General features: G+C 53.8%; 13 protein-coding genes. 2 read left to right on the top strand and 11 right to left on the bottom strand.

Features of this window, described 5'->3' with window-relative positions; genetic code table 11:
* Positions 1 to 67: 67 nt before the first annotated feature.
* Positions 68 to 841: an envelope biogenesis factor ElyC gene (gene elyC, locus D9980_RS03920; protein ID WP_121606473.1), complete on the top strand. Its 774-nt coding sequence runs from the start codon at positions 68 to 70 to the stop codon at positions 839 to 841.
* Here the strand turns inward: elyC and D9980_RS03915 are convergent.
* The 6 genes from D9980_RS03915 to D9980_RS03890 form a co-directional block, all read right to left on the bottom strand.
* On the bottom strand, positions 838 to 1,734 hold the full coding sequence (locus tag D9980_RS03915) for a YcbJ family phosphotransferase (RefSeq protein WP_059200397.1): 897 nt from the start codon (positions 1,732 to 1,734) through the stop codon (positions 838 to 840). The genes elyC and D9980_RS03915 overlap by 4 nt on opposite strands.
* A 134-nt stretch (positions 1,735 to 1,868) precedes the next feature.
* Positions 1,869 to 2,618: a 3-deoxy-manno-octulosonate cytidylyltransferase gene (gene kdsB, locus D9980_RS03910; RefSeq protein WP_121606472.1), complete on the bottom strand. Its 750-nt coding sequence runs from the start codon at positions 2,616 to 2,618 to the stop codon at positions 1,869 to 1,871.
* Entirely contained in the window at positions 2,615 to 2,797 is a 183-nt protein-coding gene (locus D9980_RS03905; RefSeq protein ID WP_021804911.1) for a Trm112 family protein, read from the bottom strand. The genes kdsB and D9980_RS03905 overlap by 4 nt, the downstream gene beginning before the upstream one ends.
* A 272-nt stretch (positions 2,798 to 3,069) precedes the next feature.
* Positions 3,070 to 4,296 carry a winged helix-turn-helix domain-containing protein gene (locus D9980_RS03900; protein ID WP_121606471.1) on the bottom strand — a complete coding sequence of 409 codons (1,227 nt, stop codon included), beginning with the start codon at positions 4,294 to 4,296 and terminating at the stop codon, positions 3,070 to 3,072.
* Between the two features lie 110 nt (positions 4,297 to 4,406).
* Positions 4,407 to 4,628 (bottom strand): cold-shock protein, encoded by a 222-nt coding sequence (locus D9980_RS03895; RefSeq protein WP_021804913.1) that lies wholly within the window; start codon positions 4,626 to 4,628, stop codon positions 4,407 to 4,409.
* 221 nt (positions 4,629 to 4,849) lie between these two features.
* Entirely contained in the window at positions 4,850 to 5,059 is a 210-nt protein-coding gene (locus D9980_RS03890) for a cold shock domain-containing protein (RefSeq protein WP_021804914.1), read from the bottom strand.
* A gap of 517 nt (positions 5,060 to 5,576) precedes the next feature.
* Here D9980_RS03890 and D9980_RS03885 point away from each other — a divergent pair.
* Positions 5,577 to 6,983 (top strand): VOC family protein, encoded by a 1,407-nt coding sequence (locus D9980_RS03885; protein ID WP_121606470.1) that lies wholly within the window; start codon positions 5,577 to 5,579, stop codon positions 6,981 to 6,983.
* Between the two features lies 1 nt (position 6,984).
* Here D9980_RS03885 and lpxK read toward each other — a convergent pair whose 3' ends face one another.
* The 5 genes from lpxK to rpsA all read right to left on the bottom strand — a co-directional run bounded on the left by lpxK (position 6,985) and on the right by rpsA (position 14,285).
* Entirely contained in the window at positions 6,985 to 7,962 is a 978-nt protein-coding gene (lpxK, locus tag D9980_RS03880; protein WP_121606469.1) for a tetraacyldisaccharide 4'-kinase, read from the bottom strand.
* The gene (gene msbA / locus D9980_RS03875; protein WP_021804917.1) at positions 7,962 to 9,707 is read right to left on the bottom strand and encodes a lipid A ABC transporter ATP-binding protein/permease MsbA; all 1,746 of its coding nucleotides are present in this window, start codon (positions 9,705 to 9,707) and stop codon (positions 7,962 to 7,964) included. The genes lpxK and msbA overlap by 1 nt, the downstream gene beginning before the upstream one ends.
* A 35-nt stretch (positions 9,708 to 9,742) precedes the next feature.
* A complete protein-coding gene (locus D9980_RS03870; protein ID WP_162304341.1) occupies positions 9,743 to 11,974 on the bottom strand; it encodes a ComEC family protein in 2,232 nt (743 codons plus the stop codon).
* A 287-nt stretch (positions 11,975 to 12,261) separates the two neighbouring features.
* Complete coding sequence (gene ihfB / locus D9980_RS03865; protein ID WP_004928264.1) at positions 12,262 to 12,546, bottom strand: integration host factor subunit beta; 285 nt, start codon at positions 12,544 to 12,546, stop codon at positions 12,262 to 12,264.
* 62 nt (positions 12,547 to 12,608) lie between these two features.
* Positions 12,609 to 14,285, bottom strand: coding sequence for a 30S ribosomal protein S1 (gene rpsA / locus D9980_RS03860; RefSeq protein WP_021804919.1), 1,677 nt, complete (start codon positions 14,283 to 14,285; stop codon positions 12,609 to 12,611).
* Positions 14,286 to 14,322: the final 37 nt, after the last annotated feature.

Raw genomic sequence — 14,322 nt, 5'->3', positions numbered from 1 at the left:
AATAAATCTTCTTGCAGCATGAATGCGGCCAGATGTCGTTTTTTCGCCCAAAAGGACCTGATTTTTGATGTTATTTAACTTAAAAAAATTTATTGGCGGCCTGATGATGCCTCTACCCGCCCTGCTGTTGTTAATGGGGCTGGCATTATTGCTGCTGTGGTTTACCCGTTGGCAGAAAAGCGGCAAAGTCATGTTAAGCCTGAGCTGGCTGCTGTTGCTGTTGCTCAGCCTGCAACCGGTCGCCGATCGCCTGTTGAAGCCGTTAGAATCCAGTTACCCGACCTATAGAGGCAACGGCCCGATTGATTATATCGTGGTGCTGGGCGGTGGTTATACCTATAACCCAGACTGGGCCCCTAGCTCTAACCTGCTCAATAACAGCCTGCCACGGGTGACCGAAGGCGTCAGGCTATACCTGTCGCACCCAGGTAGCAAGATGGTCTTTACCGGTGGAAAAGGCGCGAAAACGCAAAGCAGCGCGGCCACCGCAGCACTGGTGGCGGAAAGCCTGGGCGTACCTGCCAGCGACATCGTACTGGTGGATCGCCCGCGGGATACTGAACAGGAAGCCGTAGAAGTCGCCAAATTGGTGGGGAAACAGCCGTTTGCGCTGGTGACCTCCGCCAATCACCTGCCGCGTGCCATGCGCTTCTTTGAGGCCCAGGGCCTACACCCAGTCCCGGCTCCGGCCAATCAACTGGCCATTACCTCACCGCTGAATATCTGGGATCGGGTGATGCCTTCCGCGATGTTCCTTGGGCACAGCGAACGGGCGGCATACGAAACGCTGGGCAGCCTGTGGCAGCAGCTAAAAGGTGACGGTGAGGCCAGCAGCGATTAGTGAGCCAGCCAGGGCCGTAGCTGTTGCGCGGCCTGATCGAACGCCGGGCGATCCAGCTTGCCGGTATGGATCATCCTGGCTACCGCTTCCCATACCACATACAGCCAACGACGAGACAGGAAAGACTCTGCCACCGGGGCACGCTGTAGATAGTGGAACAGCAGTTGATCCGGCATCCCCGCCTCGCAAAGCCTGAACAGCTCATATTCCCGTGGCGCCCACAGCATCATGCCAGGGTTGAGCATCGCCAGCAGTTGGTCTGTTTTGGCATCTTTCAACATGCTGCGCAACCCCAGATTGCCGTGCACCAACACGCAAGGGTCGTCAAAATCGGCAAAGAAGTCTATCAGCATTTCGCGCGTGCGGTACAGCAGACGGCGATCTGCCATGCTTAACAGCGGCGAGTTCATATTACCCAGAGTTGACCAAAGCACCTCGATACGCTGCTGGTACCAACTGCACCAATCATTTTCCTGCGTGCTGTCTACCGTACCCACGCAGCCGTGGCTGTCGATTCGGTGCCAGGCCAGCATGCCGTCGACAATCTGGTCCATCAAGGCTTCCCAGCGGGCCAAAGTCCGGGTTGGCGCCTCGACCGATACGCCGCGCAGGCGTTCTATCAGCAAAATCTCTTTGTAGGGCGCTTGTCGGGTGTAGACCACGCCAAACACCGTTGGCAGACGAATATCCCCTTCACGCGCCAACATAGATAGTTTGTAAGCTTCCTGCTGGGCAATGCCCTCACAGACAAAGCTTTTCGCCATCAACGGGATCGCATGATCCTGGCGATCGTACAGTGAATACAGATGGGCATAAGGCTGTTCGCTGACGCGTTCCAGACGACCGACGGACTCTCCCAGCACAATACTCAATTCGGCACGCAGCTGCTCCATGGGACGACCCCCTCCAGATTAAGGATAAGCACCTGTCATCATTGAACGGTGAGCGGAGAAATTCTTCAATGCAGATCAATAAAAGGGGGAAATCAGGGAATTGAGATGGCCGGGGTCCCCGGCCAATAGACGACTCAACGCTTGATGCTGTCTCGCACTCGTTGCAGGTCTTCTGGAGTATCGACACCGACGCTCGGAATGGCCTGTGCCACCGCGACGTGGATCTTTTCGCCGTACCACAGCACACGCAGCTGCTCCAGCAGTTCAATCTGTTCCAGTTGGCTTGGTTGCCAACTGACATAGCGGCGGACAAAACCAGCACGGTAGGCGTAAATGCCGATATGCCGCAGCAGGCTATTGCCAATAGTCTCTTTTGACTGAGCAAAACGCTCGCGATCCCAAGGGATGGTGGCGCGTGAGAAATAGAGCGCATAGCCTTGCGCATCCATCACCACCTTGACCGCATTCGGGTTGAAGGCTTCTTCTGCGGTTTCGATCGGCACCGCCAGCGTGGCCATTCCTGCGCTGCTGGCCGCCAGGTTTTCTGCCACCTGACGCACGATAACCGGCGGGATCATCGGCTCATCGCCTTGCACATTGACAATGATTTCATCATCGGCAAAACCACATTTATCGATCACTTCCGCCAGGCGTTCGGTGCCGGAATGGTGGTCCGGGCTGGTCATGCAAACTTCACCGCCGGCAGCCTCGACCGCTTTGGCCACCTCTGGGTGATCGGTGGCGACAATCACGCGGGAAGCCCCTGATTCACGGGCTCGTTCCATCACATGCACCACCATCGGCTTACCGTGGATATCCGCCAACGGTTTACCCGGCAAGCGGGTGGACGCGTAACGCGCCGGGATGATAGCGATAAAACTCATGCGTGTTTCTCGTCCAGTGGGATGGTGCGCGCTTCGTTTTCCAGCAATACCGGAATACCATCACGCAGTGGGTAGGCCAGGCCGTCCAGCTTGCAGACCAGTTCCTGATGTTCTTTGTTGAAATAGAGCTTACCGTTGCAAACCGGGCAGGCAATGATTTCGAGTAAACGGTGATCCATGCTTCCTCCAGGGGAAGATATGCTAACTAGGGAAAGTGCGTGAGGATAGCATAACGCCATAGGGCCGGTTAATCACCGCCTGATTTGCTCAGACGGTTGCCGAACGGGAAATTTTTCTGCGGGGGTTGAATCACTCCATTCGCAGGCGTAGAATTTTTTGTGATTTACATCACAAAAAAATGAGAGCCTGCAAATGATCAAACGTCTTCATAAAATCATCGCGCTGTTTGCCAACTACAGCAACTAACAAAGCTTAGGGCGAGGAGCGTTAGTTATTCTACTTCCCAGCCCTGCCCCCACTCTGCGGCCAACAGCGCCGGAACATCGCCCAGCGAAATCTGCTGCGCCCCGTGCCATTTCGCCGTACGGGTGATTGCCTGACGAATATCCTGACAACGCTGCTTACCCAGCTTGACCCCAGATTCAAGATGGAAACTGATCACTTCAAACACGCCCTGCTTGCGGTGCATTTTCGCATCTACCCGGCCAATCAGTTCGCCCCGCTGTAACAGCGGCAAGGTGAAATAGCCGTACTGGCGTTTTTCTTTTGGCGTGTAGCATTCCAGCCGATAGTCAAAGTTGAACAGTTCCAGCGCACGCCGCCGATCCCACACCACCGGATCAAAAGGAGACAGCAGGCAGGTTACCGCGGATTTCAACTTCCCTTGTTCTGCCAGCGCCAACTCGGCCGCCAGCGACTGATGGACATAAAATTCCCCTTCCAGCCCGTCGATAGCGATCTGGGAGATCTCTCCCTGCTGTAATAACGTCGCCAACAACGGTTTGGGGGCGACGCGTTTCAAGCGGTAATAATCTGCCAGCCATTCGGCTTTAAACACGCCGAGATAACGGCAACTGCGGGTGAGCATCTGTTGCTGCGCTGTCGCCTGAGATAAGGCATGCACATCATCATCCCACTGCGGCAATAAACGTTCGGTGAGATCGTAGACACGGTGAAAATTACGGCGTTCAGCCACCATCAACTTGCCAGAGGTAAACAGAATTTCCAGATGACGCTTTTCCGGCTTCCAATCCCACCAGCCGTTTGCGCCTTTCTTTTCGGCGCTAAAATCGGCCGAACGCACCGGCCCCTGCACCGCGATATGCTGTAGCAGTTCATCGATAGCCTGCTGGTGCTGTTGCACCCATTCCTGCGAGTATTTCCATCCCATCCCCTGCGGTTGCAGCATGCGGTGGCGTAACAGACCAAAGTCATCGATGGGAAGAAAGCAGGCTTCGTGCGCCCAGTACTCGAACAGTTTGCGGCTAGCCAAAGCCTGTTCCAGCCATTCTGGCCGATAATCGCCCAGGCGACTGAACAGCACCAGGTAAGGGCTGCGGGCCACCACGCTGATGGTGTCAATTTGCAGCAACCCCATACGATCGATGGCGGTAATCACATCATCGGGGCAAGCTTGGCGTTTGATTGGGGATAGCAGCCCTTGAGCGGCAAGATGAAGCGCGCGGGCAGAGGAAAGCGAAATAACGGGGATTGGCATCCTGATATCCAAGGGTCATTGAGCAATGGCCTGATGATAGAGGATCCTGGAGAAATTTTCTTCGCCAGTGCATGGGGTGGCGGCACCGGCACTGGCGAGGAAAGTTTGGGTCAGAACGCGATAACGTCTGCCGCTGACAGCCCGTGAGAGCTACGATAAATCGAGAACTCGACGTTCTGACCTTCGTTTAATGACTTGTTCTTGGTATTGGCGATAGCACGGCGGCTAACATAAATTTCGTCACTACCATCGACCGGTGAAATAACACCATAGCCTTGAGCCTGATCAAACCATTTCACTTGGCCCATTTTTAGCATTGTATTCTTAAACATATTTTATATCCTTTCACTTGAGCATCCTTCACAACGTTATTTTTGTTATTGTGTGGACGCTACCAGCCCATCCTAAAGTTTCTCGTAACAAACCTCTCGTGAGCAAAAATTAAAAAACCCGCACTACGGCGGGCTGTTTGAACTTAATATCTTCCGCATAACTCAGCATAAACGCGTCATTATGGTTGTATTAAGCTCTCTATACGCTATTCCCTGTAAACTTACAGAGCAACAACGTTGGCGGCAGCCGGCCCGCGCGGGCTGTCCTGAATGGTATACTCAACACGCTGGCCTTCTGCCAGAGTCTTGAAACCTTCGGTCATGATTGCAGAGAAGTGTACGAATACATCTTTGCCGCCATCTTGTTGTTCAATGAAACCAAAACCTTTACTTTCGTTGAACCACTTAACCTGACCAGTCTTCTTAGACATTACTATTACCTTTTAAATATTTACAAAAACCTGCCCTATGGCAATTTGGCCGTTTTTCAGAATCATTACTTATGGGAGGTACTTAGAAGGTTCGTCTTTGAAGCGGAATCAGATGATAACGTCTTGGGAGGAACTACTTAATCTATACTCGTACATAAATAGCGCTGCATCACAGGCCGGTATGCATTTACTCATAAACTCATCATCAAGACAAGAGGTTTATCACACTTTTTAGCTACATCCGCCCATAACATCCCTATTATACTGATTTTTATAGTTTAAATTCCTCATATTTTTAGCTCATCGAAGGAGCATCTCGCTCATCACCCGCCACTTGGGGTGATGCCTGCAAATGAGAGCCAACGCATAAAACACTAATATCGTTAGCCAATCGATAACAAATCACGAACCAACTGACTAGACTTGAGTCAAAAACACGGTGAGGTGTCATCTGGCCAGCACTATTGGCGGCCTAAACCGCATTTTTCAGATTTTATTGAGCTAAGGAGCTAGCAGTATGATCGACCAGCACTTCGTCTCGCCGAATGACATTCGCGCCAAATTTTCCCTGGCAATGTCGGCCATGTATCAACAAGAGGTGCCACTGTACGGTGACTTGATCGAACTGGTCGCTGAAACCAATCGGGAGGTGCTGAGTAAAGATTCAGCCTTGGCACATGGGTTACAGATTACCGGTGAAATCGGTCGATTATCGATGGAACGCCACGGCGCTATCCGCGTCGGCACGGCAGCTGAATTGCAGACTTTACGACGACTGTTTACCGTCATGGGCATGTCTGCGGTGGGTTATTACGATCTCACCGCTGCTGGCGTCCCCGTCCACTCCACCGCCTTTCGTGCCGTACATGAAGCCGATCTGCAAGTCAGCCCGTTTCGCATCTTTACTTCGTTGCTACGGCTGGAACTGATTGAGAATGTGGCGCTACGCGAGCTGGCACAACGGCTGCTGGATCGCCGCTGCATTTTTACCGAGCGGGTTTTGGAGCTGATAGCGTTACATGAAGTTCAGGGCGGGCTGGATGCCGAACAGGCGCAAGAATTCGTTGCCCAGGCGCTCGAAACCTTCCGTTGGCACCGTTTGGCCACCGTCAGCGCTAGTGAGTATCAACAGTTGCACAATCAACATCGCCTGATCGCCGATATCGTCGCCTTCAAAGGGCCACATATCAACCATCTGACGCCAAGAACGCTGGATATCGATCGGGTACAGGCGGCAATGCCAGAACGCGGGATCCCGCCCAAAGCAGTGATCGAGGGCCCACCTACGCGCCACTGCCCTATTCTGTTACGCCAGACCAGTTTCAAAGCGTTAGAGGAACAAGTCCTGTTTATCGAACCCGACGGTCATCAGGTTGTGGGCCATCATACCGCGCGTTTCGGTGAGATTGAGCAACGGGGAGTCGCCCTGACCGCCAAAGGGCGAGCGCTTTACGATCGCCTACTGCAGGCCGCCCAGGATGCATTACAGGTTCCGGCTACGGAAGATAATGCTCCACGCTATTACCAACTGCTGGCTGAACATTTCCAGGCCTTCCCGGATGATTACGATGCACTACGCGTGCAGCAATTAGCCTGGTTCCGCTATTTCCCTACCGAATGCGGGCTGGCAGCGAAAGACACCGTTGAGCAGAACAGCACGCTCGAACAGCTCATCGCACTGGACTACATCCGCTTCCAGCCGTTGGTGTATGAGGATTTCCTGCCGGTCAGCGCCGCCGGAATTTTTCAGTCTAATCTGGGGGGGAGCCGCCATGTGCAATACGCGGCGTCATCAAGCCGTACGGCGTTTGAACAGGCATTAGGGGCAGGCGTGATTGATGAATTGGCGCTTTATCAGCAAACGCAGCAGCGCTCACTGCAAGCTTGCGCGCAAGCCTTGGGCTTGCACGCTTTGGAAGCTTAGATTATTTGATTAACTTCTGGATCCCTTGCAACAGTTGCTCGGCCTGCTCGGTGGGAAGTATCGCTTCAACCGGTAAATACCACCAGTCAGGCTGGGCAAAGGCACGGCATTTCACCGCATCCTTCTCGGTCATCAGCAGCGTTTGGCCTTGGCTCGCCAATGAGGCTAACTGCCCGTGGTTGTATTCCTGGTGATCGGCAAAGGCCACCTCGCGCTCGACCTCAACTCCCAACTTTTCTAGCGTGGCGAAAAACCTTGGGGGATGTCCGATCCCTGCCATCGCCACCACGTGGGGCAATTCGATCGCCGGGCGGCGTTCACCGCTGGCGATATTCACCGCATCCTGCGCCTGAAGCTTCATGGCGATTTCCCCCGGCTGGGCAACTCCGCCATTTGCCACACAGGCATCCACCGTCTTTAAGCGGGATACACGCTCACGCATTGGACCAGCGGGCAGCCACCAGCCATTGCCGAAGCGACGAACTCCATCGATCACCACCAGTTCAAAATCACGCTGTAAAGCGTAGTGCTGGAGGCCATCGTCGGTGATGATCAAATCAAGCTCGCCCTGATTCAACAAGGCTTGCACCGCTTCGGCGCGCTTTGGCGAAATAGCCACCGGCGCCCCGGTACGCTGATAGATCAGCACGGGTTCATCACCGGCCTGCCGGGTGGTAGTCTGAGCATCCAGCACCAGCGGATAGACCGCCGATTTGCCACCGTAACCTCTGGAAACCACGCCGACCCGGTAGCCACGCTGTTGCAGCTGTTCAACCAACCAGATCACCATCGGTGTTTTACCGTTGCCACCCGCAGTGAGGTTCCCCACAATAACCACCGGCACCGGCGCACGCCAACTCTTGCGCAAGCCACAGCGGTAGCTAAGGCGGATCAGGCCGCTCACCAGGCCATACAGCCAGGAGAGCGGCAACAGCAGCAGGTAAACCAGTGAACTACCGGACCAGATGCGCTCTATCATTACTGACCAAACTGCATGCGGTGAAGTTGTGCGTAAGCCCCTTTCTGCTCGATCAACTCGGCATGCTGGCCACGTTCAACGATACGCCCATCTTCAACCACCAGGATCTCATCGGCTTTCTCGATAGTCGACAGACGGTGGGCAATCACCAATGAGGTACGGTTTTTCTGCAGTTCGTCCAAGGCCGCCTGGATCGCACGCTCGGATTCGGTATCCAGCGCGGAAGTGGCTTCATCCAGGATCAGGATTGGGCAATCTCGCAGCAAGGCACGAGCGATAGCAATACGCTGACGCTGACCACCGGAAAGCATCACACCGTTCTCACCGATCACCGTATCCAGACCCTGCTCCATTTTATCAATGAAGTCGGTGGCATAGGCCATACGCGCCGCTTTCTCAATCTCTTCACGGCTGTAGCGCTCTTCACGAGCATAGGCAATGTTGTTGGCAATGGTGTCATTGAACAGGTGGACGTTCTGTGAGACCAGGGCAACCTGATCGCGCAGCGAGGCCAGAGTATATTCCCGCAGATCGTGGCCATCCATCAGGATCTGCCCTTCCTGCACGTCGTAGAAGCGCGTCAACAGGTTGGCAATCGTCGATTTACCCGAACCAGAACGGCCAACCAACGCCACCGTTTTACCTTCTGAAATACTCAGATTGATATCACGCAGCGCTGGGATCTCGCGCCCCGGATAGGCAAAGGTCACATTACGGAATTCGATATCACCTTTGGCACGTTCAACCTGGCGAGTACCGGTATCCTTTTCCTGTTCCAAATCCAGGATCGAGAACAACGTCTGGCAAGCCGCCATCCCGCGCTGGAACTGGGCATTCACGTTGGTCAAGGATTTCAGTGGGCGCATCAAGGCAATCATGGCGGAGAACACCACGGTAATGGTACCGGCTGTCAGAGTATCCATCACGCTAGGGAAGCTTGCTGCAAACAGCACAAACGCCAATGCCAATGAGGCGATCAACTGAATAATAGGATCGGCAATAGAAGAAGCCGAAACCAGCTTCATCCCCTGCTGGCGCATGCGGTTACTGACGGTGTTGAAGCGCTCGGTTTCCACCTGTTGGCCACCAAAGATCAGCACTTCTTTATGCCCTTTCAGCATCTGTTCTGCACTGGTCGTCACCTGCCCCATGGTGTTTTGCATATTTTTACTGATATTGCGGAAACGTTTGGAGACCAGGCGGATCGCGAAGGAGACGATCGGTGCCAGTACTATCAGGATCAGCGAGAGCTGCCAGCTGTAATAAAACATCATGATGAACAGGCCGATGATCGAGGCCCCTTCACGCACCACGGTAACCAACGCGCTGGAAGAGGATGAAGCTACCTGTTCCGAGTCGTAGGTAATACGTGACAGCAGAGTTCCTGTCGATTGCTGGTCAAAAAAGGCCACCGGCATTCGCATCATATGGCCGAACAGACGACGGCGCATCTGCATCACCACCATGCCAGACACCCAGGAAATACAATAGCTGGAGACATAGCTGGTGATGCCACGCATCAGCATCAGGCCAATCACGACCAGCGGCATCCAATGCAAGACTCGGCTATCGGCTTTACCAAAGTCGTCTAATAACGGTTTGAGCAGGGACAGCATTAACGTATCCCCCGCTGCGTTTAAAACCAGCGCAATGGCGGCGACCACCAACCCGGTTTTAAAAGGTGTGATCATCGGCCAGAGGCGGCGGAACGTCTGCCAGGTGGACAGATCTTTATCATTCATCATGCAAATACCAGCATCGGAAGAAATAGCGGCCCATTCTACTCATTATCCCCCTCAACGCCAAACCGCTGATGATACCAACGTGGATTTAGTTGTTCGCGAAAGCCTTTAACTTGCCAATCATTACGATAAAAAAACACGCTGAGCTGCCCTGAGCGGGCCGTATCACGCCAGGGAATGTGATTTTCCCGATAGCGTTTGACTATTTTTGCTGCCGGTAACCGCCAAGCGTTATAGCGGGATGCCGAGGCAAACGCCAGCTCGGGGGCAACTGCACGCAAAAATGGCGGCGTTGAAGATGTCTTGCTGCCATGATGAGGCACCTGAAGGATAGTGCTAGGTAAATTCGCACGTTGTTTCAGCAACGCCTGCTCGGCCCGGCGTTCAATATCACCCGTCAGCAGCAGGCTGAACTTGCCGTCATCGACGCGCACTACGCAGGAGTCATCGTTAGCGGCATAATCCACCCGTGCAGGTGGCCACAACACCTGAAAGTTTAGCTCTCGCCACACCCACCGTTGCCCTTGTACGAAAGGCAGGTGGCCTACGTTAACGATCGGCGTACGCACGCTGGCCTGTGGAAATGCGGCGGCCAATATCGGCAAGCCGCCGATATGATCCAGATGGCTATGGCTGATAACGATTTGCTCCAGCGAGATCTGCCGCCAGCGCAGGAATGGCAAAATGTTGCGCTCTGCCGCGCTAGAGGCTTGCCAGCGGTTACCCGTATCAAAGATGACGGCCTTTCCTTCCCGCTCGATTACCACCGCCAGGCCGTGCCCTACGTCAAGCATATCGACCCGCCAGCGATAATCTGGCGATCTTTCCCGCCAGAACAGGCAACTTAGCACCACAACGGCGCAACTGACAGGAAAGTGATACCACCAGCGAAAACGCCAGCAAACCACGGCTAACCACCCTAGGGCGCTAAATTGCAGCAAGGCAGCCCCAACCTGTAGCCACCCTTGCTCGAGCCCGGGAAGCGGCCATAAGGCCCAACTGACGGTAAGATCGGCCAATTGCCAACACCAGTGGCTTACCTGCGGAATAAAAAACAGCATCAGTGCCAACAATATCAACGGAACCGACAGCAAAGAAACGATCGGTACCGCCCAAAGGTTGGCGGGTAACGATGTCCAGCTCAGGCCATGAAACAGGCCAAATTGTAGGGGCATCAGCAACAGCGTCATCCCTAGTTGCATGTGTAGCCAACGCAGAGGTGCCCACCCCCAAAAAGTGCCGAAGCGCCTGGGCAACGGTGCCCATTCGAACCAAAAGATTAAGGCCGCAACCGCCAGAGCAGAGAGCCAGAAGCTGTCCGAAAGCACTGACATAGGATCGCACAGCAACAGCAGGCTGATACACCACAGCCAGATTTGCCAGGAAGTGCAGGAAACTCCTTTGAGGCGCAACCAGAGCCATAGAGACAAGGCAATAAAGGCCCTCATTGCCGGAGGTTGCCCACCTGCCAGCCACACATAGCACAGCGCCATCAACCAACTGACGATCAGCGGCAGACGGTAGCCAATGTAGCGCGCGGGCAATAAAAACTGCACGCCACGCGCCAGCCCCCAGGCAAAGGCGGCGGCCAGGGAAATATGCAGGCCAGAAATCGCCATCAGGTGAGCCACGCCGGTTTTCATCAGTTGCCCACGCAGCTCATTACTCATCAGCGTCCGTTCGCCAAACGCCAGCGCCAGCAACACTGGACGTTGCGTCAGCGATATGAGCGATCGATCCCTCTGTTTGACGATCAATTGGCGCCAGTTGCAGCCCTTATCCAGTGCCGTTGCGGAACGAACAAAGCCACGCAACGGTTGCCGATTAGCAATGGCCCAACGCTGCCCGTCAAAGCCCCCTTCATTCAGGCTGCTGTGTACCGGGCGAAAGCGAACCTTCATCGCCCAACGTTGCCCCGCACAGGGCTTTTCACCGCGCCAGTTTGCCGTAAAGGACAGTGCAGGCACCAGCCAGCGCCCGCTAACCTGCTCAATACGCAGTTGCACCTGTGGCGTTTCAACCCCGTCCAGCCTAATGCTACGCACTGAAGCAACCACGGCTTTATCGCCGCTGGTCGTCAACGTTGCGACTTGTTGCATCAACAGGCTGGCACTGCCGGTGGCGTAAATAAAACCCAGTAGGCAGCAGCACAGTGCCTGACGCCATGGATTCGGTTTATATCGCCATAGCCACAAAGCCGCAACGGCTAGCCCCATCAATAAAAGCCACGACGGTAAGTGGGGCAAAAACAGTATTGGCAGCATCCCCATCACCAAAGCGATGGCGGCCCTATCCAGTGAGATCCTGATTTCCGCGCTCCTTGCCAAGTTTATCCTGCAACAAATGTGACTTCTCAGACGGATAACCGCCAGTTGCAGGTTGCTACTCAGGAAAGTAGTTCGTAAACAATCGGTTGGCTATTTGGCATTTGCAGGAAAGGTTGCGTAGCAGAGCGCAAATTTTGGCAGGTATGGGGGGGTTTTAGGCGAAAAAAAACGGCACCCTAAGGCACCGTTTTATATTCTTTACAAGCAACAACACTATGGGTGGTCAGCGACTAGCCATAGATATTGGCACGGTCACGTAACTCTTTACCTGGCTTGAAGTGAGGAACGTACTTGCCGTCCAACTCAACTTTATCACCCGTTTTAGGGTTACGGCCGACGCGCGGAGCACGGTAGTGAAGAGAAAAACTGCCGAATCCGCGGATCTCGATGCGCTCACCCTCGGCTAGCGTAGCTGCCATGTGTTCGAGCATCTCTTTCACTGCATCCTCAACGGCCTTCGCCGGAATATGAGATTGCTGGCCAGCAAGTCTTTCAATAAGTTCAGACTTGGTCATAGTTCCTCCAAGCTTTGCAGCTAAACTACCGTATCGGGGCGGTCAGAAACCGCCCCCCGTCATTACTCGCCTTTAGCCGCTTTGAAGGCTTCAGCCATAGCGTTAGAGAAGTTGCTTTCTTCCGGCTTGGTGTTGTTAACCGTAGCGATTGCATCTTTCTCGTCAGCTTCGTCCTTCGCACGGACGGACAGGCTTACAACGCGGTTCTTACGGTCAACGCCAGTGAATTTAGCTTCAACTTCGTCACCAACGTTCAGAACCAGAGTTGCGTCTTCAATACGGTCGCGAGAGGCTTCAGAAGCACGCAGGTAACCTTCTACGCCGCCTGCTAATTCAACTGTAGCACCTTTGGCGTCAACTGCAGTGACTTTACCAGTAACAATAGTACCTTTCTTGTTCATAGACAGGTAGTTATTGAACGGATCTTCAGCCAGTTGCTTCACGCCCAGGGAGATACGCTCGCGCTCTGCGTCAACTTGCAGAACCACAGCTGCGATTTCGTCGCCTTTCTTGTATTCACGAACTGCTTCTTCGCCTGCAACGTTCCAGGAGATGTCAGACAGGTGAACCAGGCCGTCGATGCCGCCGTCCAGGCCGATGAAGATACCGAAGTCAGTGATAGACTTGATTTTACCTTCAACGCGGTCGCCCTTGTTGTGGGTTTCTGCGAACTGCTGCCATGGGTTGTTTTTGCACTGCTTCAGGCCCAGGGAGATACGACGACGCTCTTCATCGATGTCCAGAACCATCACTTCCACTACATCGCCCACGTTAACAACTTTGGACGGATGGATGTTTTTGTTGGTCCAATCCATTTCAGAAACGTGTACCAGACCTTCAACGCCTTCTTCGATTTCCACGAAGCAGCCGTAATCAGTCAGGTTGGTAACACGACCAGTCAGCTTGGTGCCTTCTGGGTAGCGTTTAGCGATAGCAACCCATGGATCTTCGCCCAGTTGCTTCAGGCCCAGAGATACACGAGTACGCTCGCGGTCGAACTTCAGCACCTTGACAGTGATTTCGTCGCCCACGTTGACAATTTCGCTTGGGTGCTTAACGCGTTTCCAAGCCATGTCAGTGATGTGCAGCAGGCCGTCAACGCCGCCCAGATCCACGAATGCACCGTAGTCAGTGAGGTTCTTAACGATACCTTTAACTTCCATGCCTTCCTGCAGGTTTTCCAGCAGTTGATCGCGCTCTGCGCTGTTTTCGGATTCGATTACTGCACGACGAGAAACAACAACGTTGTTGCGCTTCTGATCCAGCTTGATGACTTTGAACTCAAGCTCTTTGCCTTCCAGGTGCAGAGTGTCGCGAACTGGACGCACGTCAACCAGGGAACCTGGCAGGAACGCACGAATACCGTTCAGCTCTACAGTGAAGCCACCCTTAACTTTGCCGTTGATAACACCGACGACAGTTTCAGCTTCTTCGTAAGCTTTTTCCAGCGTGATCCAAGCTTCGTGACGCTTAGCTTTCTCACGGGACAGCAGAGTTTCACCGAAGCCATCTTCAACAGCGTCCAGCGCAACGTCAACTTCGTCACCAACCTGGATTTCCAGCTCGCCCTGGGCGTTTTTGAATTGCTCAGCCGGAATGGCAGATTCAGATTTCAGACCGGCGTCAACCAGTACGACATCTTTATCGATAGCAACAACAACACCACGAACGATGGAACCCGGACGGGTTTCGATTGTTTTCAGGGATTCTTCAAAGAGTTGAGCGAAAGATTCAGTCATGTTTAATCTTCAGGGTTCTATAGTTTAACGTCCATTT

The organism is Serratia sp. 3ACOL1 (assembly GCF_003668775.1).
Lineage (GTDB): Bacteria > Pseudomonadota > Gammaproteobacteria > Enterobacterales > Enterobacteriaceae > Chania > Chania fonticola.
The sequence above is the reverse complement of the archived record's forward strand: the minus strand, read 5'-3'. Positions and strand labels throughout refer to the sequence as shown.

Coding starts and splice junctions, on each gene's coding strand:
- D9980_RS03895 (WP_021804913.1), bottom strand. CDS start 4,628: ATGTTTAAGAATACAATGCTAAAAATGGGCCAAGTGAAATGGTTTGAT.
- msbA (WP_021804917.1), bottom strand. CDS start 9,707: ATGATGAATGATAAAGATCTGTCCACCTGGCAGACGTTCCGCCGCCTC.
- kdsB (WP_121606472.1), bottom strand. CDS start 2,618: ATGAGTTTTATCGCTATCATCCCGGCGCGTTACGCGTCCACCCGCTTG.
- rpsA (WP_021804919.1), bottom strand. CDS start 14,285: ATGACTGAATCTTTCGCTCAACTCTTTGAAGAATCCCTGAAAACAATC.
- D9980_RS03870 (WP_162304341.1), bottom strand. CDS start 11,974: ATGGGGATGCTGCCAATACTGTTTTTGCCCCACTTACCGTCGTGGCTT.
- lpxK (WP_121606469.1), bottom strand. CDS start 7,962: ATGATAGAGCGCATCTGGTCCGGTAGTTCACTGGTTTACCTGCTGCTG.
- ihfB (WP_004928264.1), bottom strand. CDS start 12,546: ATGACCAAGTCTGAACTTATTGAAAGACTTGCTGGCCAGCAATCTCAT.
- D9980_RS03900 (WP_121606471.1), bottom strand. CDS start 4,296: ATGCCAATCCCCGTTATTTCGCTTTCCTCTGCCCGCGCGCTTCATCTT.
- elyC (WP_121606473.1), top strand. CDS start 68: ATGTTATTTAACTTAAAAAAATTTATTGGCGGCCTGATGATGCCTCTA.
- D9980_RS03885 (WP_121606470.1), top strand. CDS start 5,577: ATGATCGACCAGCACTTCGTCTCGCCGAATGACATTCGCGCCAAATTT.
- D9980_RS03905 (WP_021804911.1), bottom strand. CDS start 2,797: ATGGATCACCGTTTACTCGAAATCATTGCCTGCCCGGTTTGCAACGGT.
- D9980_RS03915 (WP_059200397.1), bottom strand. CDS start 1,734: ATGGAGCAGCTGCGTGCCGAATTGAGTATTGTGCTGGGAGAGTCCGTC.
- D9980_RS03890 (WP_021804914.1), bottom strand. CDS start 5,059: ATGTCTAAGAAGACTGGTCAGGTTAAGTGGTTCAACGAAAGTAAAGGT.